The sequence below is a fragment of the Croceibacterium mercuriale genome, from assembly GCF_000802385.1.
GTDB classification, from domain to species: Bacteria; Pseudomonadota; Alphaproteobacteria; order Sphingomonadales; family Sphingomonadaceae; genus Croceibacterium; species Croceibacterium mercuriale.
This window is the reverse complement of the sequence record NZ_JTDN01000003.1, coordinates 19,026-39,920: the sequence shown is the minus strand read 5'-3', so window position 1 is coordinate 39,920 and position 20,895 is coordinate 19,026. Positions and strand designations below refer to the sequence as shown.

General features: G+C 61.9%; 11 protein-coding genes and 2 pseudogenes. 5 read left to right on the top strand and 8 right to left on the bottom strand.

Annotation, left to right across the window (positions count from 1 at the left end):
- Window positions 1-12: 12 nt before the first annotated feature.
- Both tnpC and PK98_RS17520 read left to right on the top strand, forming a co-directional pair.
- A pseudogene (gene tnpC, locus PK98_RS14585) lies at window positions 13-1,512 on the top strand (IS66 family transposase); the annotation flags it as partial.
- A 374-nt stretch (window positions 1,513-1,886) separates the two neighbouring features.
- Window positions 1,887-2,291: a transposase gene (locus PK98_RS17520; RefSeq protein ID WP_081996299.1), complete on the top strand. Its 405-nt coding sequence runs from the start codon at window positions 1,887-1,889 to the stop codon at window positions 2,289-2,291.
- Window positions 2,292-2,308: 17 nt separating this feature from the next.
- On the opposite strand, the gene PK98_RS16820 is transcribed toward PK98_RS17520, so the two are convergent.
- From PK98_RS16820 to PK98_RS14555, 5 genes and pseudogenes are all read right to left on the bottom strand, one after another.
- Window positions 2,309-3,802, bottom strand: coding sequence for a hypothetical protein (locus PK98_RS16820; RefSeq protein WP_152608720.1), 1,494 nt, complete (start codon window positions 3,800-3,802; stop codon window positions 2,309-2,311).
- Between the two features lie 169 nt (window positions 3,803-3,971).
- Window positions 3,972-4,193: a hypothetical protein gene (locus PK98_RS16815; RefSeq protein ID WP_152608719.1), complete on the bottom strand. Its 222-nt coding sequence runs from the start codon at window positions 4,191-4,193 to the stop codon at window positions 3,972-3,974.
- A gap of 482 nt (window positions 4,194-4,675) precedes the next feature.
- Window positions 4,676-5,696: pseudogene (locus PK98_RS14570) on the bottom strand (transposase).
- Window positions 5,697-6,023: 327 nt separating this feature from the next.
- On the bottom strand, window positions 6,024-7,742 hold the full coding sequence (locus PK98_RS14565; RefSeq protein ID WP_152608718.1) for a hypothetical protein: 1,719 nt from the start codon (window positions 7,740-7,742) through the stop codon (window positions 6,024-6,026).
- A 1,272-nt stretch (window positions 7,743-9,014) separates the two neighbouring features.
- Window positions 9,015-10,160 carry a tyrosine-type recombinase/integrase gene (locus PK98_RS14555; protein WP_052208871.1) on the bottom strand — a complete coding sequence of 382 codons (1,146 nt, stop codon included), beginning with the start codon at window positions 10,158-10,160 and terminating at the stop codon, window positions 9,015-9,017.
- A 117-nt stretch (window positions 10,161-10,277) separates the two neighbouring features.
- On the opposite strand from PK98_RS14555, the gene PK98_RS14550 reads away from it, so the two are divergent.
- A complete protein-coding gene (locus PK98_RS14550) occupies window positions 10,278-11,309 on the top strand; it encodes a hypothetical protein (protein WP_039097790.1) in 1,032 nt (343 codons plus the stop codon).
- Window positions 11,310-11,390: 81 nt separating this feature from the next.
- Here the strand turns inward: PK98_RS14550 and PK98_RS14545 are convergent, their stop codons facing one another.
- The 3 genes from PK98_RS14545 to PK98_RS14535 all read right to left on the bottom strand — a co-directional run bounded on the left by PK98_RS14545 (window position 11,391) and on the right by PK98_RS14535 (window position 14,905).
- A complete protein-coding gene (locus PK98_RS14545; RefSeq protein ID WP_039097897.1) occupies window positions 11,391-12,410 on the bottom strand; it encodes a ParB/RepB/Spo0J family partition protein in 1,020 nt (339 codons plus the stop codon).
- 43 nt (window positions 12,411-12,453) lie between these two features.
- Complete coding sequence (locus tag PK98_RS14540) at window positions 12,454-13,656, bottom strand: AAA family ATPase (RefSeq protein WP_039097789.1); 1,203 nt, start codon at window positions 13,654-13,656, stop codon at window positions 12,454-12,456.
- Window positions 13,657-13,825: 169 nt separating this feature from the next.
- Window positions 13,826-14,905, bottom strand: coding sequence for a replication initiation protein (locus PK98_RS14535; protein WP_039097896.1), 1,080 nt, complete (start codon window positions 14,903-14,905; stop codon window positions 13,826-13,828).
- A gap of 783 nt (window positions 14,906-15,688) precedes the next feature.
- Between PK98_RS14535 and PK98_RS14530 the strand changes: the two genes are divergently transcribed.
- Window positions 15,689-16,537, top strand: a complete 849-nt coding sequence (locus PK98_RS14530) for a DUF7146 domain-containing protein (protein ID WP_039097788.1) — start codon at window positions 15,689-15,691, stop codon at window positions 16,535-16,537.
- Between the two features lie 75 nt (window positions 16,538-16,612).
- Entirely contained in the window at window positions 16,613-20,842 is a 4,230-nt protein-coding gene (locus tag PK98_RS14525; protein ID WP_039097787.1) for a strawberry notch family protein, read from the top strand.
- Window positions 20,843-20,895 lie beyond the last annotated feature (53 nt).

The following is a 20,895-nucleotide window of genomic DNA, read 5'->3' as shown; positions in this document are numbered from 1 at the left end:
GCGCTCCGCGCGATGCTGGTGGCGTTGCAGGCACAGGTGGCGACGCGCGATCGCCAGATCGAGGCGCTGGTCGATGCCAGGACACAGGCCGATGCCGAACTGGCAAGGCTGGCGGCGATCATCGCGGCGCTGCAGCGGCACCGCTTCGGTGCGCGTTCGGAGCAGCTGCACCCCGACCAGCTTCTGCTTGCGCTCGAGGAGCTCGACACAGCGGTAAGCCGGGTGAAGGCCGGGCTGGATGCGGCCGCGGCGGTTCCGGGTGAGCCACGTCCGGTCAGGCGCAATCGCGGAGCGCTGCCGGCTCACCTCGAGCGCGTCGAGCAGCTCGTCGACATCGAGCACAAGAGCTGCGCCTGCTGCGGCGGTGCGCTGCACGTGATCGGCGAGGACGTGGCCGAGCGCCTCGACGTGGTGCCGGCGACGTTCCGCGTGCCGGTGACCCGCCGGCCGCGCTATGGCTGCCGCTCGTGCGAGGCGGCGCCAGTACAGGCTCCGGCACCGGCACGCATCGTTGAGGGCGGACTGCCGACCGAGGCGCTGATAGCGCATGTGCTGGTCAGCAAATATGCCAATCACCTGCCGCTCTACCGCCAGGCACAGATCTATGCTCGCCAGGGCGTCACGCTTGATCGGTCGACCCTCGCCGACTGGGTCGGCCGGGCGGCATGGTGGCTGACCCCGTTGCGCGATCATCTGCTCGGCAGGCTGAAGCATAGCCCGAAGCTCTTCGCGGACGAGACCACCGCGCCGGTGCTGGACCCCGGGCGCGGTCGCACCAAGACGGGGCAGCTATGGGCCTATGCTCGCGACGATCGCCCATGGGGCGGCGCTGATCCGCCGGCGGTGGCCTACGTCTATACGCCCGATCGCAAGGCGGAGCGGCCGATCGAGCACCTGACCGGCTATACCGGCGTACTGCAGGTGGACGGCTATGGCGGCTATGCTGCGCTGGCGAGACGCGGTGACGTCATGCTGGCCTTCTGCTGGGCACATGTGCGTCGGCGCTTCTTCGAGCTGGCCAAGGGTGGCGCGTCACCTGTGGCTGATGACGTCCTGGCGCGCATCGCACAGCTTTACGCGATCGAGGCCGGGCTGCGGGGCCAGTCTCCGGCGGAGCGCAAAGCCGTGCGCCAGGAGCAGAGCCGCCCGATCGTCGACAGCCTGCATGCGCTGCTCGAAGCCAGGCTGACCCAGGCGAGCCGCAAAAGCGCCCTTGCCGAGGCGATCCGCTATGCGCTCACCCGCTGGGACGGGCTGACCCGCTTCCTTGCTGACGGCCGGGTCGAGCTCGACAGCAACACAGTCGAACGAGCGATCCGTCCGCTCGCACTCAACCGCAAGAATGCGCTCTTCGCCGGCTCGGACGAAGGTGGCCAGCACTGGGCGGTGATCGCCCCGCTCATCGAAACCGCCAAGCTGAACGGCGTTGATCCTCAAGCCTGGCTCGCCAGCACGCTTGCCCGCCTTGCAGCAGGCCATCCTGCAACGGCCCTAGATGGCCTCATGCCGTGGCAGGCATGCCGCTCGCGTGGCCTGAGAACACCGCTTACGATTTCTAGAACCAACTCTAAGCCGCAGATGCGCCGGATCCGGCCGTATTTGTTGGCTCACGCCACCTGCCGGGTCGATGATCGACGGATCGTCAGCGGCATCATCTTCAAGATCCGCAATGGGCTGCACTGCCGGAATATCGCCCGGCTACGGGTCAAAAAGACAATCTACACCGGTCCGTCCGCTGGAGGCGGCTTGGCGGGTTCACAACGTCTTCGCCGCGAACGCTGTCAAGGGCGGCACGTCCGACCAGCTGATGATCGACGCGACCCTCCTCAAGGCGCCTCGGACGGCCGCCAGGCTGCTCAAAAAGGGGCTGTTCCCCGCCGTATCCGATGCACCAAGGGCGACCTAAACTCAAAGCTTCATGCCGTCTGCAATGGCAAGGAGCGCTCATCGATCATGACGCTCAGCGGAGGACAGATGAGCCACTACAAAGGGCTGCCCTTTCGCTCGATGCGCTCTCCAAGGCCAAAACTCCGCTAGTTGACAGAGCTTATAACGCTGACCGGTTCCGGGTCGTCTTGGCCAATCGCAAGATCGCTGCCCGCATTCCGTCCAGAGCAAACCAGCGGGTGCCCAACCCGCCTGACCCCGCCCTTTACCGCCAGCGCCACCAAGCCGACATCATATTCGGCCGCTTCAAGGACCGGCGCCGCATCCACACTCGTTACGACAGATGCGTCCACACCTTCTTCGCGGCCATCTGCCCCGCCGCCGCCGTCATCTCGTGGCTGTGACCAATGAGTTCTAACCCTTAGGATGCCTGAACTAATGGCGCCACAAAGCCCACAACGGGCGCCCTAATGTTCTGAGCCTTCTCCATACTACCAGAAGCTTTGATGCGAATTGACCCGGCGTCCACCAGTCCTCCTTCGAAAATGACTGCCGAAGTATGCCTCACACCTGTTTTAACCGCATCTTCTGTTTGTTCACAAACAACCTCGAGATTGATATCAGACGGAATCCGGTAGTATATTCCCTCTGGGCAGCCACGGACCTGGGTCTCTGCTGTCTCCGGCCCAGATATCGAGACAGCATCAAACCGTCTCTTGGCCGAGATACTTTTAATGCGCAGTTCAATATCCTCCAATCGGCCGTTCCCGTGATCTAATGAAATACCAGTATCGAGTAAGGCAAGATCCCCCTTCGTCCATGATCCAAGCCGTACGTGTTGATGATTCTCAAACCGAGTATCTCTGAAGTAGTTATAAGGCGGATCACCAATACCATCCCAAGTGGTGTACCAATAGGGTAGTCCAGGTGTAAAGACTGGACTTGGACCACTCAAGAATGCCGCGCCTCCATGACCTGATTGGTAGAAGCGACAGTCCACATAGGTATGGCCTTGGCCGCAAACAACCTCGGCACTTTGCCAAGCCCGACCCGCCTGAAGATTTTTGGCAACGAGCTTACCAGTGCCGCCCGGGTTCCATGCCGCCTGTGGACTACCGTGAAAATGGCAGTTCTCAATCTCTTGATAGAGAGGGCCCAATCCACCGATATAATAGATCTCCGCCGCGAAGTTCTTCAGCTCGATGTTGCGCATATAGATTTCTTTTATATCGGTATCCTGAAGCCGGAAACCTTTATCGCTTAAGTTCCTGTGTTCGTTGTTGGCGTAATCACCATCGAAGCCGCCATTAACCGTAACGTTCTCGATTGTAAGCCGATCGAACGTTTTGTGACCAAAAGCATAAAGCCATCCACCAAGCCAAGGCTCAGCCGATCCCGCTAGAGCTTGCTTTCGAGTGCCACCGCCCGGGCCACGAAGGTCTATCGAGAGGCCCCGAAAATCGACATGTACAGGTTCTCTAATCACAAGGGGCACACCATCAGGTGTCTTCTCGTCGAAACCCCTTGAGCGCACGGGAGCCCACATCTGAGCGGCCAGGGCGCTCATGTCGTTAACGACTTTCCGGCCGGTCCCTTGCGCCTCATTGATGGCTGCCTGGAACGCTGGTTGAACGTTATCGCCGTGCTCGGCACGGTAAAATTGCTGGACGGGCACAATCTCTGGACCAAACACCTGATTTGGCGTCGGGACTGGGCTGGGGGCGGGCGGCAACGCCCCGGCGGGCACCTTGGGCGTCGTGCCGCTGTCTCCGCCGCCACATGCCGCGACAAAGAAAGCTGTGCCGCCCATTAGGAAGTTTCGTCTATTAACAAGGTCCGACTCCCGACCTGGATTGTCAGTGATTGGCGAGAGCGTGTAATCAGGTTTTGATGTACGCAAGCTTAGAACGCTCATAAACAAACCTCGTAATTTTTACGAGATTCAAATTCTCATTATCTGGCTGAGAATTCATTGCTTCCTCTATAGTTGTTTCCCCGGTATGTGCTGTTAAACTCACGTTAGCAGAGTGTTTGGATTCAGCTGAAGGTCCTGCAAGCTGTCCGTGGCTAGTTGAGGACCCACATCACGTGGTGCTTAACAGTGGCAGGACCGTGCCAAGAGCGCTGGCCGGCTCGTCGCCGGCATGAGGAAGCCGAGGGCTTCTTCTGGCCGAACGGCTCTTCGGCCGGCGAAGGTGACTGGTGATGGCACGACGATCGTGAAAGATCAGGCAGTCAACGTTGTAGGCGAGATTGGGAAGGTCGGTCTTCGCCTCGGCATGTGCGATGCCGATGGCTCGGATCAATATTCCCGTCTGTTCCTTGATAGCGGGCGTACATGCCCTTCACCCGGGCGAGCGGAGTAGAGTTGGCTGCGCCGGCACGCAGTACATGCGGCATCGGCGTGCCCCTTGCGTATTGCTTCGAATTAGATTGAGTCGGCCGCCCGCCCTTAGCGAGCCCCCTTGAACTGGCTCCGGTAGGCGGACAAGGCAGAGCCCTTACTTATTGTTGTCATTAGTCACTACACCGGTGAACATGCGTCCATTTAAGTGCGCTCAATCGATAACTTTGCTGTGGCGGATGAACCCGGGCAATGGCAGTTCGCGTTGCTGTTCTCATAGCAAACTTCGGAATTGCAATGATCATCCAACAGTTGAACACCTCGAAAACAGCGGTTTCTGCCCCAAGAGCGACGTGAGGAGCGCAGCAGCTCGCGTTGGCTACGTGAGTTGTTAGGTTTCTAAGGCACTGCTAGCTGGCGCGGCCGTTCAGGGCCGCATCACCATCACGCAGGCGCAGTTCGCCCCTGAAGCAAGGCGAGCCGCAGGGATTTATAGGCCAAGTGGGCCATTCCGATCTTGAGCTGGCCACGAGCGATGCGGACAGTGCGGACCATCAGACCCGTGCGGTGCTTCTGCCTGACATAGATTTGCTCGACGGCCGAGCGCACCGCCGGCCGCTTGTCGTTCGCGCGAGCGATGCGCTCGGGCATCGCCTTGCCGTGCGGCTGTCGCCGGGGGATGTTGCTGGTGAACATGCCCTCGGCCAGGAAGGCGTAGTTCTGCTTTGAACGTCAGCCCGTGTCAACCCAGGCACCCGAGGCGGTGTGGTCTCGGCTGATCGGAACCGGCAATAGTGAGCGTTGGCTTCCCTGGTCCGGATCAGGCCATGAGCCCCGTCGATGCCGATGTGATTTTTTTGGCCGAATATTGGAATGGCGAGGTCGACCGGCTTGAACGCTGTGGGATCAACGTCATCCTTCACCTTGGCCCTGCTGTACTGGATCTTCCAGCGCGCATCGCGGTCCGTCTGCCGGATCTTGGCTGGCTTGTCCTGACAGCGCTCGTGGATCTGCCCTTCCTTTATCGCTGCCTTCTCATTCTCGGTGTTGCGCTGTTTAGGCGCAGGCACCACAATGGCGTCGATGATCTGACCGCCCATCACAAGATGGCCGCGATCGGTCAGCGCCGCATCGAAGCGAGCGAAGAGCCTGTCGATCGGCTTTGCCTTCACCAAGCGCTCGCGGAACAGCCACAAAGTCGTCGCGTCCGGCACCGTGCCGTCCAGACCAAGGCCTAGGAAGCGCTGGAACGACAGGCGATCCTTCATCTGGAGCTCGGTTGCCTCGTCCGCCAGCGGTAAAGCGCCTGCAGCACCAGGATGTTGAACATCAGCACCGGGTCGAGCGGCACCAGTCCGCCCTTGCCGCCGGTACTACGCTGTAGCGCTGCCACCAGCGGACCGCGGAACACCTCGCAATTGCCTACCGTCGCCATTCGCTCCAGCGGATCACCCGCCGCGCTCATCTGCTCATATCGACCCTAAAGATCGAAGAAACCGGGCTGCCCGACCATCTCCGCCTCCGCTATCGCACTTCGGCCCATGATATAGTCTAACTAGTGACAACTGCACGGAGCAGAGGTGTGAAGATGGTCCGGAGGATAAGACAGCGCCGGGCCACGAAAACCAGAGAACCGTGGCTGCCGCTCCCTTTAAGTTAACCGGAACAGCAAATTGCAGGTTCACGCAAGTCGTCGAGAGAACGGCTCCCCATCCCCATCCCCATCCCCATCCCCATAATTAACCTAGAAGCGCAAACGCTGTCAACTTTTCCAACAGTGTGGCCTAACGGGTTAGCACCGCAATCTCATTTGGCACCTGTTCCGAGCGAATAACAACCAAGTGGCGTTCTCGTCGGCGACGCGAAAATCACGCGCAATCTCCGGAGCATAGGCATCGCGAAACGCAGCAACATTGGAATAGTTGGTGTAGCGCTTCGGCAACATAACGAAGTCAACGCCGCTCAGAAGTAGGTCAGCATTTGGTTTGATTGAGCGGGAAAATGTCCTGTCCGCGTGCCACCAAGCAAGTTCATGTCGAACGGGGAGCAATCCGAGGAGCACCGGATATGGGTTGCTGAAGGTAAGCGGCAAAACCACGGCATCATCGCGGCCACGCACATGAGGACGAATAAGGGCAACCCCATCTCCGATGACGCCAATCAGGTCGACATCGTCTCTAACGGAGGTACCAGGGACAGCCGTTCCTCGCTTCGTCGGTTCAGTGGCAAACAATGTCAGATCCGAAAGCGGCGTTTCGGCTAACCACGCTACCTCGCTGCCGCTAGCACGCGGAGCCACAGCAACCCATGCGATGGCCGCAACGTCCTGTGCGACCGGCCCGGCCGCCATCGCGACAAAGCCAATTATACAGGCGCGACCAGCCAGGAGTTTGGCTATACCGTTCGCTGCACCGTTATCGAAGGTCGTCTTCGTCGCGGGCGCATCTTGCGCTGCTCTTGAGTTCAAGAACCGGAGGCTCGGATAGCCGGCGATAAGTACCGCGACAGCTAAGAGCGGGTTCTCGAGTTCAGGATGATTTTGGATGCCGATCACGACGCCTGCCATGACAATCGCCAAGCTGAGAAGCGTGCGCGGAACCCAAACATGGAAGCGCCGCTGATCCCATTCATTGATTAGCCCGACCATCAGTACTGCCACTGCTCCTGTAGCGCAGTAGAACAACAAGCGGACGGCGAAATCAGGTCGCAACAAGTTCGTCGTAACCGAGGCGGTCATCTGCACATCGGAGAGGTAGAGGTGGATTAATCCTGTGCTCAGTTCAATTGCCAACGCGACTGATGCAAATAGGCCGAACAGCATCAACGGATAGCGCCAATCAGAAAACTTCCGGGTGGTGACCATCGTCAGCAGCACAATTCCTAAGGCTGCCCCTGCATAGGTCAATTTGATCAGGAAAAGTCCAGTCAGCAGGCTGCCGACCACCGCTCCGTCAATCAATGATGATCTTCGGGTCGGAACCAGACGCGGGCACGCCGCAACCAATGCCAGCAGACCGATCAACGCCCAACCAAATCGATTATAGGAAGCGTTGTTACTGATAAGTGTGAACGGCTCGCCGATTTGCCTTGGCGAAGATGCTATGATGCCGAGATACAAGGCGACCAGGGATGCAAGCCACAACGGCAGCCGCTGACGCCCGAATACTAAGGTCGCAAGCGCCACCACTGTTGCGACCAGCAGATTGGCGTAGATCAGCGTCTTAGCAGAAATTGGCACTATCAGGCTGGGAAGGTAGTGGACGAAATAATAAAGCGCTCCAATGGGTGTTACGAAATCCCGATGTGGAAGATGACCGTTGTGCAGGTGCAAGACACCTTCCAGCGGAATAAACATGTCATGAGTGAACATGTGAAAATATACGCCGCCAGTAGTTTGGATCAGTGTGGACACCACCAAAACGGCAAATGGCAGCAGCCACCAAAGCACTTTCGTGTAGGTATCTCGTGTCATTAACCGATCCGATGTTTCGACGGATGTCAGAGAAGTCATCGCGAGATAATGGCCTGTAGGGTTCGAAGCGTCAATGCGCTTGCCGAGAAGCTCTCTACTCGTCTGCTATTTGATGGGCTGTTGTTACCAAGGGAGGCGCGGGCGCATCAACTGCAGAGCCTTGGCCGGCGTGCCGCGGGCACCCAACTGTGATGGGCAATCCACGACGTACGATCGGACAGGTTCGTCCGACGCCCAAACTTAGACGGAGGGCAGGCCAGCGACGGCTAGTGCGGTAACCAACCCGCGGGTGAAGGCGTGATCAATCGTCGTCGATCAGGCGGCCGCAGCACACCCGCCACGCTCCATACAACTGCTGGTCTCGCAACCGGCGAGGGAGTGAACTTGGCCAACGTCCCCGATGGCGGGCATGAGAGCGTACGTTTACGCACAGATTCTGCGATGCCCCCCTACTTCTCGCTTATGCATTCAAGCACGGTTCCTGGCGCATCAATCCTGAGCGTGGTGCCGGTACCTTGGTGTCGTGCCCGCAACTGCCATTGCAGTCTGCTACGGCCGCCACATGTCGATAATTAGATTTAGTTGGCGCGGCGATGAGAAGAAGCGCCTCGAAGGCAACGTATCTTTCAATTGCTGCTCTGAACGACGAACATCACCATTCCATGCTGCCGGGCTTGTCGCGCTTTATCCGTCAGGTCAGCAACAACACCCGGCCATCCCACGCCGCCACCCACCGTTGGATGATGCCCGTCGCCGCTTTATTGTCCTTGGCCAATTCCAACTCCCGCGGACAGGAGGGCCGCCCCTGTTAAGTGACGCAGGGCAGGCCGTGTTCCAACCGGATCGGGGTCACACCCAAATTCCCCAAGGAGAAGACCCGCTGCCCCACCAGCGACCCGAAGCCGTTGGTCAGGCGTACAGCCGCTCGTCCCACCATACCCGTGCCAGCGAATGGTCCGCGACTGGCGTTGCGAGAGGGCCCAACTCAAGGCTATCACCTGCCCTAAAGATCGTGGCATTCATACCCGCCTTTGCGGGTCCTAATCTAAGCGCGCTGTGCTACGCTACGAAGATGTTGAAACCCCGCGGCGCTTGGCGTGCTAATCAGGACACGCGTGCAAAGAAGCACCTAACGGAGCTTGAGGGGACGGTCGTCGCCCTGAGTGACGACGACCTTCTCGATCTTGCAGACATCTTCGAAGCTGCGCCGCCGTCGATTTTGAAGGAGATTGCTGCGCGCGAAATGGCGAGGCGCGGAATTAGTCTTTAGCTAGCTCTCGCTTGGTTCAACCGCGTGCTAACCCCGAACCGTCAGGTGTCACTGAACCGCTCCGCCAATCTCGCACTGGCGCCGCTCCTGGCGGCGAGGCGCGCACCATAGCGCATCACCGTCCGGGCGTCGCGCCACCGGTAAGCCTGCATGATCGCCGGTAGGCTTTCGCCAGCGGCAAAATTGTCCTGGGCGACCCCGACCCGCACCGAGTGGCTGGTCACCTCCCGCAGGTAGCGTGCAAGCTCCGCCTCGCTGATCGGTCCCAGCAGCTTCTTCTCGTGAGCGGCGCGGATCAGTCGGCGGTAGATCAACGAGATGGAATTGGCATGCAGCGCCCCCTCCCCCACCTGCCGCACCGAACCGTCGGCATGACACTCAACTCGCCGCAACAACGCCCCTGAGCGGATCTCGGCTCCTTTGCGCCAGGCGCGGATCGCCTCCATCGTGCGAGAGGACAGGTAGGCAAGGTCACCCTCCCCTTCCCGATCGGTCTTGCTGTTCGGGATTTCGAGCAGCCCGGACCCGTCGGCTTCAATCGAGACATGTTCGACCCGGATCGCCACCAGTTCGGAGCGGCGGCAGCCGGTGTCATAGGCTATGCCCAACAACGCCCGGTCGCGCAGGCCCAACCAGTCCCGGCGGGTAGCCTTGAGCAGCGTGGCGACGCACGGACCCTTGGGCGGCTCGGCGAGATCGGCGACCTCGCCCTTGTAGCGCAAGGCCAGCGCCTGACGTTGGCGGACACCCAGGCGCTTGCGTATGGCTTTGAGCTCGAGCCGGACCAGCGGAGCGGCCGTGGGGTCGCTCAGGCCCCCCAAGCGGTAAGCGGTTGCCACATGCACCAGATAGCGGGCGATGGTCGCGGGCTTGCGCGGCTTTCCCGCAGCCGCCCGGGCGGCCTTGTTGGGCGCCCCTTCCCCGCCCAGCGCCCGGACCCAGGCGGCCGCGGTTGCGCCGTCCGCGTCGGCCGGTCGTAGTCCGAGCGCCCGACACCAACGGCCCCACAAAGCCAAGTCCGAGCGGAATGCCCGCTGGGTGTTGGCCGACCAACCTCGGGCGGCCGCGGCGACCAACGCCGGATCGATCGCTGCAGTCCCGACCGCCAGCAGCCGGACTTCAGCGACAAGGTCGCGCACCGAGCTGTCGTCAGGTAGGTCCGGCATAACAAGGGCGTTTTCGGGCATGGTCGACGGTGTGCCACGGGCCGCAAACGGGATCAATGGTGGTGATAAGCAGCCATTATCAATACCAAAAGTCAGCCGTGGTAGATGCAGGCATGTCATTCACGCTAGTACTTGCACATGAACAAAACGTGGTTGGCCGTGGCTCAGGTTTCATTGACACCCCCGCTCGTCCGGGACCTGGAGGGTGCCGCACTGGCGATCGGGCGCCTGGATGCGCGGATTTCCGCCAGTTTCTGCAAAGAGCGGTGGCATGAGGAAGCGACCATGGCCGGGTTCGCGACCAGCCTTCGGGCGCACGATAGTAGTGCGGCGGAAAGCGACCTTTTTAGCCATCTCCGCGGCACTCCCCTGCCCCATCGGCTCCCGGCAACACTCAAGCAGGAAGACTGCGCCGTGTTCGAGGAATGGCGATCGGCGTTGCAGGTGCGTGCGGCGCCGCCCTGGCGTGAGCTGGTCCATGTGGCTGTCGATCTGCCCGAGGCATGGGACGCCGCCCCTGCCCTGCTGCGGCTGCTCGCGCTCGCCGCACACCACACGCAGCAGCAGCCATCGACGGCGCCACCGATTATGCCGCGGCTGTTGCAGGCGCTCGGCCTAAGCGAGGCGGTGCTGCCGTCGCTGGTCATCATCGACCCGGCCTGGCGCCATCGGCCGCGCAAGGTCGCCGCCTCGGTCCGCCGGAGCCTGCGTCGGCTCACTCGCGCCGCATTGCGCGCGCGCAAGCGGCTCGCCAGGATCGAGGCCGGCGCAACCCATGCAGCCCGCGTACTCGACGGAGAGCCGCGCGCCGGGGCGCTGAGACCGTTAATCGACCTGGTCGGGCGCCATGGCATCGTTACTCCGCGCGGCATCGCGCGCGAGTATGGCCTGTCGATCTCTGGCGCCGGCAAGCTGTTGGCGCGCGCTGCCAGGCTCGGCCTCGTGGTCGAGGTCAGTGGGCGCGCGTCGTGGCGTACCTACCTCAGCCCGCATCTGGCGATCGAGTTCGGGTATGTCGAAGCGCCTCGGGGAAGACCGCCCGCCCTTGCCCCGAGGCCCCTGCCACTCACGCCAACGCTGCAGGCGTTTGATGACGAGTTGGCGGCGATCGACGCTATGCTGGCTCGTTTCGGCCCATTGCCAAACGGAGGATCCGACGAGGAAGAATGAAGCGATCCTTGTGTCAGTGCCGATCGCGTCGCCCGGCCATCGGACTCCCCCCGTTTGCCGACGGTTCACCCAATTGACGCCTCAGCTCCAGTGCTCGTCTAACACAGCACGGATTGCTGCCTCGGCATCCTCACGTGTCGCGCCGCCTCGATGCAAGAGGGTCAGGCGTATGCCCTTTCGGTCGGCGCCTTCAACTCGCAGGACCAATGTTCCCTCAGCGGTAGCGTGCGTCTTAAGCTTTCCTGACTTCTTGGGGGATGTCGTTCCTGACCTCTTGGGGGGGACGTCAATGACGTTTGTCAGCCTCTTGATGACCTCGAGAATGGGCAGAAAGATGCCCGTGTCGGCTTGAAGATCAGCCAAGTGCCGGGCCTCCTTGAGCACCCTCGCCTTCCGCTCCTCGGACTTGAGCAATGCCTTGAGCGCAATGGCGTTGCGAATGCCTAGCTCTTGTGGGTTTGCAAACGCGCAGGTCAGTTCAGCCGGCAAGCGCGCAAGATCAAGGTAGCGGGTCAGCCAACTCTCCGAGACGTTGAGGCGCTCCGCCATAGTCTTCTGTCGCCCGCCATAATAGGCCTCGAGAGCGCGCAGGTAATCTCTTGCTCGTTCAAGATCGGTTAGATCGTCACGAGCGCGGTTCTCGATGTCGGCGAGCCGGAATGCCTCCTCATCTCCGAGCTCCCGAATATCGACAAGGAACTTGAACTCGGTATAGTTGTGAGAACGAAGCCATGTAATCGACCAGTGCCGCCGGGCACCGCAGATAACTTCAAAGTCGTAATCAGGCTCGCCAGTCACCCGCCGCACAATGGCCGGCATCTCCTGCCGCCCTTGGGCCTTAATACTCTCGATCAAGTCTGCGCAACGCTCCTCCGTAAGCAAGCCATAATCGCGATTATGGCCAGCCCACATGCGGCACCGAGCAGGGTCAACAAGCTCATGCGTCCGGCTGATCAGAGCTCCGGACGCAAGATCGGCGAGCCTGTTGGCTCGCCCGGTCAGCACGTTCGCAGCCAGACCTGTACGTCGCGCGGGAGCTTCATCGGACAGGTCAATCCCTGCCGCCAGATCAGCTGCAAAACCGGAATTCTTCCTGCTCATCTGAGCCTCCATTCAGCAAATTGCACGCGTGCAATTTCACAGATCACGCGAGAGCGGCCTTCCGTAAAGCGGCTTGGTGGCTAGGCCACATCGACCGAACGTCGAGCTCGATTTCTGAATTCACGCCATCCAGATATCCCAGGCACCTGTTGCGCACTGCCGAACTGGTCGCCGGACCATCTAGTTCATAGACGGTCATCAGTCGCGCGGTGGCATTGTCGATTTCCGCAGAGTCCTTGAGCGGCGTTCGGATCATCCCATGGCCGAACAATGTTCGCATGAGATGCAGCAGCTCTTTCTGCATAGACTTGTTCTCGTCGACCTTTGAGGCGACGAATCTGAGGAACTGAAGCTCAGGCGCAAGGCCGCGCTCGGCCAGCTGCTCGATCGTCTCATCAAGCATCGACAGAAATGCCGCCGTCGAAGAAAAATCCATCACGGTTGGCGGAACAGGCACGATCAAGGCATTGGCTGCGCGAAGCACCGAAAGGGAGATAGCGCCGAGTGCCGGCGGCGGGTCCATCACGATGACATCAAAGCGGTCGGCAATGCTGTCGATGCCGTCCTTAAGCCGGTTCAGAAGGCTTTCGCTTCCCCGCGCCATACGCGCCGCAAGTTCATATTCGGAATTGAAAAGACGCAAGTTCGCCGGGATCAGCTCCAAACCGTCGAAGTGCGTCTTCCGCAAAGCGTAATCGAGCGAAGAACGCTCCCCTTCCCGCAAGAACGGATAGAGGGTCTCGTCTTCGCCGAGATCAAGGTCGGGCACGTATCCAAACAGCGTTGTAGCTGAAGCCTGACTATCGCAATCGACGATCGCGACCCGGTAGCCTTTGATTGCGAGATACTGAGCGAGATGAACCGCGATCGTCGACTTTCCAACGCCTCCCTTGAAGTTCTGCACCGCAAGAACGCAACAAGGATCATCACTGGACCTGTAAGGCCGAGTGCCAAACACCCCACGCATATCGTTCAATTGAGCGAGAGTGTAGCGTTCCCGTCGATTGTTATCCGTCCGAGCAGGTTCCGGGAGCCGGCCGTCCTTTTCCGCTTCCCTAATCGCGGCGGGAGTTCGTCCGACAAGTTCCGCAGCCTTCCCGATGGTGAACGTCGGCTCGCGGCGTTCGTCGGCTCGGGCACTCCGGGCAGAATCACGCAGCCTCTCTAAGACGGAGGAAGTTCGGCTCGCCAAGGTGCTGACAGAGAGAACCCTGTCAGCTTCCTCAATATCAAGACTGTTTGCCACAGACGTCCTTTCGCAACTCAGGCTATGCTAACCCGATTTGCGATTTTACGTCAAGAACGGCCTGACTTTCGAAAATTGACCGCCATCGTTTTAAGCGCGAGAGTGATCGAGTGAGGTATCCTGACCGAATGGGGGTGTCACGAAAATTGCACGCGTGCAATTCGGGGCATTAAGGCCGACCGCGGCGGTTGACCCAGCCTTCACAGAAGCCTTTCCAGGCCGCAATCAACTTGGCTCCGCGAACCTTCTGGAGACGATCGCCCATGTGCTGGCGGAAGCCATCTGCAATAAGATCGATATCCCAACCGCCCCCATGATCCTGTGCGATCGTAAGCAGGTCGTTCGCGCCAAAGCGCAACGTACCAGCGGGGAACTCGCCATCCTCCGCCTTCGCCCTCTCTCGAATTTGACCAGGGGCCACTATTGCCGACAACGGCGCGACTACCTCCTCCACTTGCTTCTCGCGCCGCGGAGCGCGGCCAGCGGAGTGCCGATCAAGCTCGTCGACCGTTTCGATGACCTCCGGCGCGCCCTTGGGTTCAAAGCTAAATTCAAGCTCAGTTACTTTCCTGCCCTGCCGGATCTCACGCCAGTCAACGCGGAAATGCGCTAGCTGATCGATCTCTGCCCTCGCCTTCTCTAAGACCTTCCGACGAAGTTGAGCGAAGTCGGCGTAAACATCAGGGGGTATGCCAAGCGCCGCGCGCAAAGCCTGCATGTCACCCCGCCAGGTGGCTTGACGTCGATGCAGCCGCAAGGCGCCAAGTTCGTACAGCTTCAACGCGTAGCTCGATCTGAACCCAAGGACAGCCTGCCTATTCAGCACAGCGTAGGTTTCTGATGCTTGGATCAGGCGTCTCGCATCGGGCGTGAACTCCCACTCGATCCAGCCAGCTTCCCCGCCCTCCTCCTCTGTCTCTTCCCTTGATCGAGAGATCAGAGAAAAGCGAAGGGTGGCCTTCTTTCCTCGCCAAGACCGGTCGTCCACGGCAAAGAGGGTTCGATGAAGCTCTTCCAGCATATCGCTGATGCGTTCGTTGCCCTTGTGGCCCCGCCGAATGTCGGCCTTGCGCATCCGATGGGGCCGGTCAGCCCAAGCATCCCCTCCGGCTGCAAGGATCATCAAAGCCAACAAACGTGAGGCAGTAAGACTGAGGGACTCTCCCTTTACGAACTTGACCTCGATGATGCTGCCAGGCTTGGCGAACTCATCGGTCCCCTTTGCCTTCAACGCCGTGGCGACCCGCATTGCTCGGCCAAGTGGCGCCGAAGCCTGCAGGTCGATGTTGGCCTCTGTCTCCAACGAGTCCGATTGCGCGTCCATGTTCTACCGTAGGTGAGTGATCGCTGAAGGTAGAAGATTGGCTGACCTGTCCTTCTCCGTCAAGTCAGGTCAGGATAAGAGAGTGAACCCAGGAGAGTGTAGCGGTGACCGGAAAGAGGTGCTCAACTCGCACCTTCAGCAAGGCGCAAACGAGTGATCAAACACGAGCCCCCAAGAGGTCAGGAATGCCCCCAGGAGGTAAGGACATCCCCCCCAAGAGGTAAGGCTCACTTCCCCCAGGAAGTCAGGCTTAATCCCCCGCGCGGTCAGGAAGACCGGTCTACGTTGTTGAAACTCGAGGGTTTTTCGAAGCTGAATCTGAATCATCTGAATCAAGAATCTCCCGCTGCAAGCAGCGGCGTTTTTATAGAGACAGATTCACGCCAGCATCACAGCGTATCCGCTACATCAAATTAGCGACCAGCGCTGCTGCCTTCGTAAGACGCAAGCACCAACGGCATGGACCGTCGCTGTTCGGAGAAATCAGTGCAAGATCGTCATCGTAGGTAGCGTCCGCAGTACAAACGACGATCCTGAGCTTGTCGCACGTCGCTGACCAGTTGCGTTCAAACCACGATGATTCGGCGAAGCGCATGGATCGATCAAGTCGTGAGCACCCTTGCAAAGGTCGTATTCAAACCGAAAAAGTGAGGGTCTGGGCTTGTCGAAGGGGAGAGGGAAGGGCGGCACGAAAAGGAGAGGATTTCGATGCTGATCGCCCAGCCACCAACTCAAAAAACCGTCGACATCGTGGCCGCGCTCGGCGGCACGTGGCGCGGTAACCAAGCCATGTGCCGATGCCCGGCTCACATCGACAACACCCCTTCTTTATCGATCCGCCAGGGCGACAGCGGCATGCTTGTCACCTGCTTTGCAGGTTGCGATCGCGAGACCGTGCTGCGCGAAATCGGGCGCCTGGATCCTAAACGCGGCGCCCCGATGCCGGACATCAGGGCGGGGCAGGGGACTGCGAATGTCCAGAGGCTGTGGGATCAGGCGCGCGAGGTCGGCGGCACCCTAGCCGAGCGCTATCTCGCACAGCGTCACCTCCCTCACGACCTGCCCGACATCCGGTTCCACCCACGCTGCCCGTTCCGACCAAAGCCGCTGACGGTGTTTCTGCCAGCACTGCTTGTGGCGGTGCGGCACGGTCGGGAGCTGACCGCCATCCAGCGGATCCTGCTCGATCCCGAAACATCGTGGCATCGGGGCAAGTTCATGCTTGGACGGCCAGGCACGGGTGCGTGGCAACCTGCCTTGCACGGGACGGTGTTGGCGCTGGCGGAATCTTTCGAGGACGCCGCGGCATTCACGCGGCTGCACGGCATTGTGTGCTGGTCGCCGCTCGGCGCCCGGCGTCTGCCGCTGGTCCAGTTGCCGAACACACTGACGAAGCTGCTGATCGCCGAAGACCGGGACGCGGAGGGCGAGCGCGGGGCCGAGAAGGCAATCGCCGCCTACCGGCGCGCCGGCCTGGCCATCGAGCGACGCACCCCTCCGGCACCGCACAAGGATTGGTCAGCCGTCAACGAGGCGACAGCTCCGCCCGTCACCTGACGCCCTGAACCCCGACCCAGGACAAGCGAAAGGGGAGGGGGATGCTGGTGGGGGCATCAGCATCAGGAGCGTGCAATGACCGACCTCTTCGACCACCAGGCGACCCGGATGGGCGCCACCATCACCGCCATCGCGTCCGCGATCGCCAGTACCAGCTTCAACAAGCGGGTGCTGTTCGCGGCCATGACCGATCTCCACGGTGGCGGCTCCGCCGACGGCCGGTGGAGCCAGCGCGACGCTTTCGAGATGATGGAAGCGGGTGTCGTGCAGCACCTGGCGGCGCAATCCTCTCCGACCGACCTGGCCACCGTCGCCAGATACAGCGACCTGGTGCAGAGCCTGCCGACGCAGACCGTTCGCAGCGAAGACCAGATCCGCTACCAGCAGTTCTCGACGCCGGCGGACCTCGCCGCGCTGGCGGCCGTGCTGGCGCAGCCCCGGGCTGACGACATCGTGCTCGAGCCCAGCGCCGGGCACGGGATGCTGGCCGTCATGCTGCCGCAGGTAGCCGCGCTCCACCTCAACGAACTCGATGCCCGGCGCCGCGAGAAGGTGCAGCTCCTGTTCGCCGGCGCCACGATCACCGGCGTCGATGGCGCAATGCTGACCTCGCTGCTGCCGGCGGAGCTGCGCCCCACTCTCACCATCATGAACCCGCCATTCTCGCGCTCGGAAGGGCGGGGCAGCGACAGCTTCGCCGCGGTGCGGCACCTGCGCTCGGCGATCGCCAAGACCGCGCCTGGAGGCCGCATCGTCGCGATCATGCCAGACTGGTTCACCACAAGCGCGCGCATGGAAGTGGCGTACAAGGAGACGCTGGCCGACTGCACGGTGGCAACCTCCTGCCGGCTGTCGAAGTGCTACCAAAAGCAAGGCACCAGCGTGGCCGTGCGGCTGTATGTGATCGACAAGGCACCGGGGAACATCAGCCCGACGGTGATTGCGCGCGACAGCGTGGCGGAGCTCGCTTATGTGGTCACCATCCCTGCGCGGCGACCGTTGCGTGCGACGCCTGTCCGCCCTGTGCCGGCAGCGGCCGCGAAGCCCCCGGCAAAACCGTCGCTGTTCCGCGCCATGCGTACCGCTCCGCGCCCGGCGACGGCGCCGAAGAGGGTTGCGCGGACCCATGCGCTCACGGCAGTCAGCTATGAAGCCTTGCAGCAGCCCCGCGCCCTTGGCGAGCAGAAGGGGGTCTATCTGCCGTATCGGCCGAGCCGGATCGAGATCGCCGGCGCCGCGGGGCACCCCACGCCGCTGGTGGAGTCCGTCGCCATGGGCTCGATCCCAGCACCGATCCCGGCCTATACCCCGACGCTCCCGGAACGGATCCTCACCGGCGCCGGCCTGTCCGAAGCCCAGCTCGAGACGGTGATCTATGCCGGCAATGCGTGGGACCAGTTTCTGCCGGGCACCTTCAAGCCGCAGAAGGAGGGCGTCGGGCTCGACCCGGACGCCAATGGCGCCAGCTATCGCAAGGGCTACTTCCTGGGCGACGGCACCGGAGCGGGGAAGGGCCGGCAGGTCGCCGGCTGCATTCTCGACAACTGGCTTGCCGGGCGGCGCAAGGCGATCTGGATCAGCAAGAACGAGCCGCTGCTGGAGGACGCCCGACGCGACTGGAGCGCGCTCGGCGGCATGGCGGCCGACATCCAGCCCCTGTCCGCGTGGAAGATCGATCAGCCGATCCCGCACAATGAAGGAATCATCTTCGCCACCTATCCCACGCTGCGCAGTGGGCGCCAGGATGCGACCCGGCTGCAGCAGCTGCTCGAATGGGCGGGACCGGACTTCGATGGCGTGATCGCGTTCGACGAGAGCCACGAGATGGGCGGCGTCGCCGGCGGGGAGGGGATGCTCGGCGCCAAGAAGGGGTCGCAGCAAGGCATCGCCGGCGTACTGCTACAGAACTACCTGCCACGCGCGCGGGTGCTCTACGCCTCCGCCACCGGAGCCTCTGACGTGAACAATCTGGCCTATGCGGTGCGCCTGCCGCTGTGGGGACCCGGCACCGCGTTCGAGAACCGGGAGAGCTTCATCAGCCAGATCCGCGCCGGCGGCATTGCGGCGATGGAACTGGTCAGCCGCGACCTGAAGGCGATGGGGCTCTACCAGGCCCGGGCACTCAGCTTCGCCGGGGTCGAGTACGAGATCCTGAAGCACGAACTCACGCCCGATCAGATCGCCATCTACGATGCCTATGCTGACGCATGGGCCGTGATCCATGCCAACCTGGAAGCGGCGCTGGCGCTGACCGAAGTGGTCGATCCCATCGAAGGCGGGACGCAGAACAGCGGCGCGCTGGCGGCCGCCCGATCGCGGTTTGAGTCCTCCAAGCAGCGGTTCTTCAACCAGGTGCTGCTGAGCATGAAGCTCCCAAGCCTGATCGCTGCGGTTGACGCGCATCTGGATGCGGATCAATCCGTGGTGGTGCAGCTGGTCTCCACGGCCGAAAGCATCCTCGATCGCCGGCTGAACGCGCTCTCACCGGAGGAGCGTGCCGCGCTGGAAGTGGACCTGTCACCGCGAGAGAACGTGATCGACTATCTCGACCGCGCCTTCCCGACCCAGCAGATGGAAACCTACCGGGACGACACGAACGAGATCCGCTCGCGTCCGATGTTCGACGATTTCGGCCGTCCGGTCATCAACCAGCAGGCCGAGGCCAGGAAGGCGGAGATGATCGAGCAGATCTGCGCGATGCCGCCGATCAAGCCGGCGCTCGACGGGCTGATCGAGCACTATGGCACTGACATCGTGGCCGAGGTGACCGGACGCACCAAGCGGCTGCTGGTGCAGTCCGACGGCTCGCAGAAGCTGGAGACCCGCTCGGGCCGGACCAACCAGGCCGAGACCGATGCCTTCATGGGCGGCGGCAAGCGCGTGCTGGTGTTCTCGGATGCCGGCGGCACCGGCCGTTCCTACCACGCGAGCCTCGATGCGAAGAACCAGCAGCAGCGGGTTCACTTCCTGCTCGAGCCGGGTTGGCGCGCTGATCGCGCCATACAGGGTCTGGGCCGCACCCATCGCACGCATCAGGCCGCAACCCCGCTGTTCCGCCCGGTGACCACCGACTGCAAGGGTGAGCTGCGCTTCACCAGCACGATCGCCCGCCGTCTCGACAGCCTGGGCGCGCTCACCCGCGGGCAGCGGCAGACCGGAGGTCAGAACCTGTTCGACCCGGCCGACAACCTCGAAAGCGAGTACGCCAAGGCGGCGCTGGTGACCTGGTTCGACCTTCTCGCCAGCGGCAAGCTCAAGAGCACGACCATGGTCGAGTTCCAGGAACGCTCAGGGCTGAAGCTGCTGGGTGAGGGCGGGGTGCTGGTCGAGGACCTGCCGCCGATACAGCGCTGGCTCAACCGGATCCTGGCGCTGCCGATCGGGATCCAGAACGCGATCTTCGACGAGTTCCTATCGCTGGTCGAGAAGCGGGTCGCGGCCGCGCGCGAAGCGGGCAAGCTCGATATCGGCGTGGAGACGATCCAGGTCGACCAGGCCAGCGTGATCCAGGACGTGGTGCTGCGCACCGACGAGCGGACCGGCGCGACCTCGCACCTGCTGACGATCGAGCTGCAGCAGCGCTACACCTCCATGTCGCTCGACCGGGTCCTCGGGATGCGCGAATGGGCGACCGACGCCCGGCTGATGGTCAATGGCAAGAGCCGGCGCGTCGCGCTGTGCGAGCGCGCCCGCAGCTTCATGGAGGACAATGGCGAGCTGCTCCCGCGTGTCGTCCTGCACCGCCCCCTGACCCGCGACTACAAGTTCCTGGCCGATCTTGCCGAAACCGCATGGGAGACGTGCGACGAGGCCCGCTTTGCTGAACTGTGGCAGGCGGAAGTGGACGAGGCCGCGACGAAGATCAGTCGCGAGACGCGCTATCTCGCCACTGGCCTGCTGCTGCCGATCTGGTCGGCGTTGCCACGCGACACGATGGCGGTGAACCGGATCGTCGACGAAACCGGCAATAGCTGGCTCGGGCGCCTGGTCCACGAGAGCGACGTCGCCGGCGTGCTGACGAAGTTCGGCGCCGAGGACAGCTACACGCCCACTGCCGATGGCATCATGGATGCCCTTGAAGGCCATCGCCCGACCACGCTGACGCGGCCCTTCGCGGTCACCATCAAGCGCTCGCTGGTTGCCGGTGAATACCGCGTCGAGCTCGCCGGCGAGTTGGGGGCACGTCTGCCATGGCTGAAGAGCCTCGGCTGCTTCACCGAGATCATCGCTTACAAGACGCGCGTCTTTGTGCCCAGGGGCGACCGCGCGCGCGAGATCATCGGCGCAGTGCTGGCGGCGGTCTGAGGCCCGGGAAAGAGGAGGGGGAGGGGAATGGGTGTCCGTCGAATGGGGCGGGC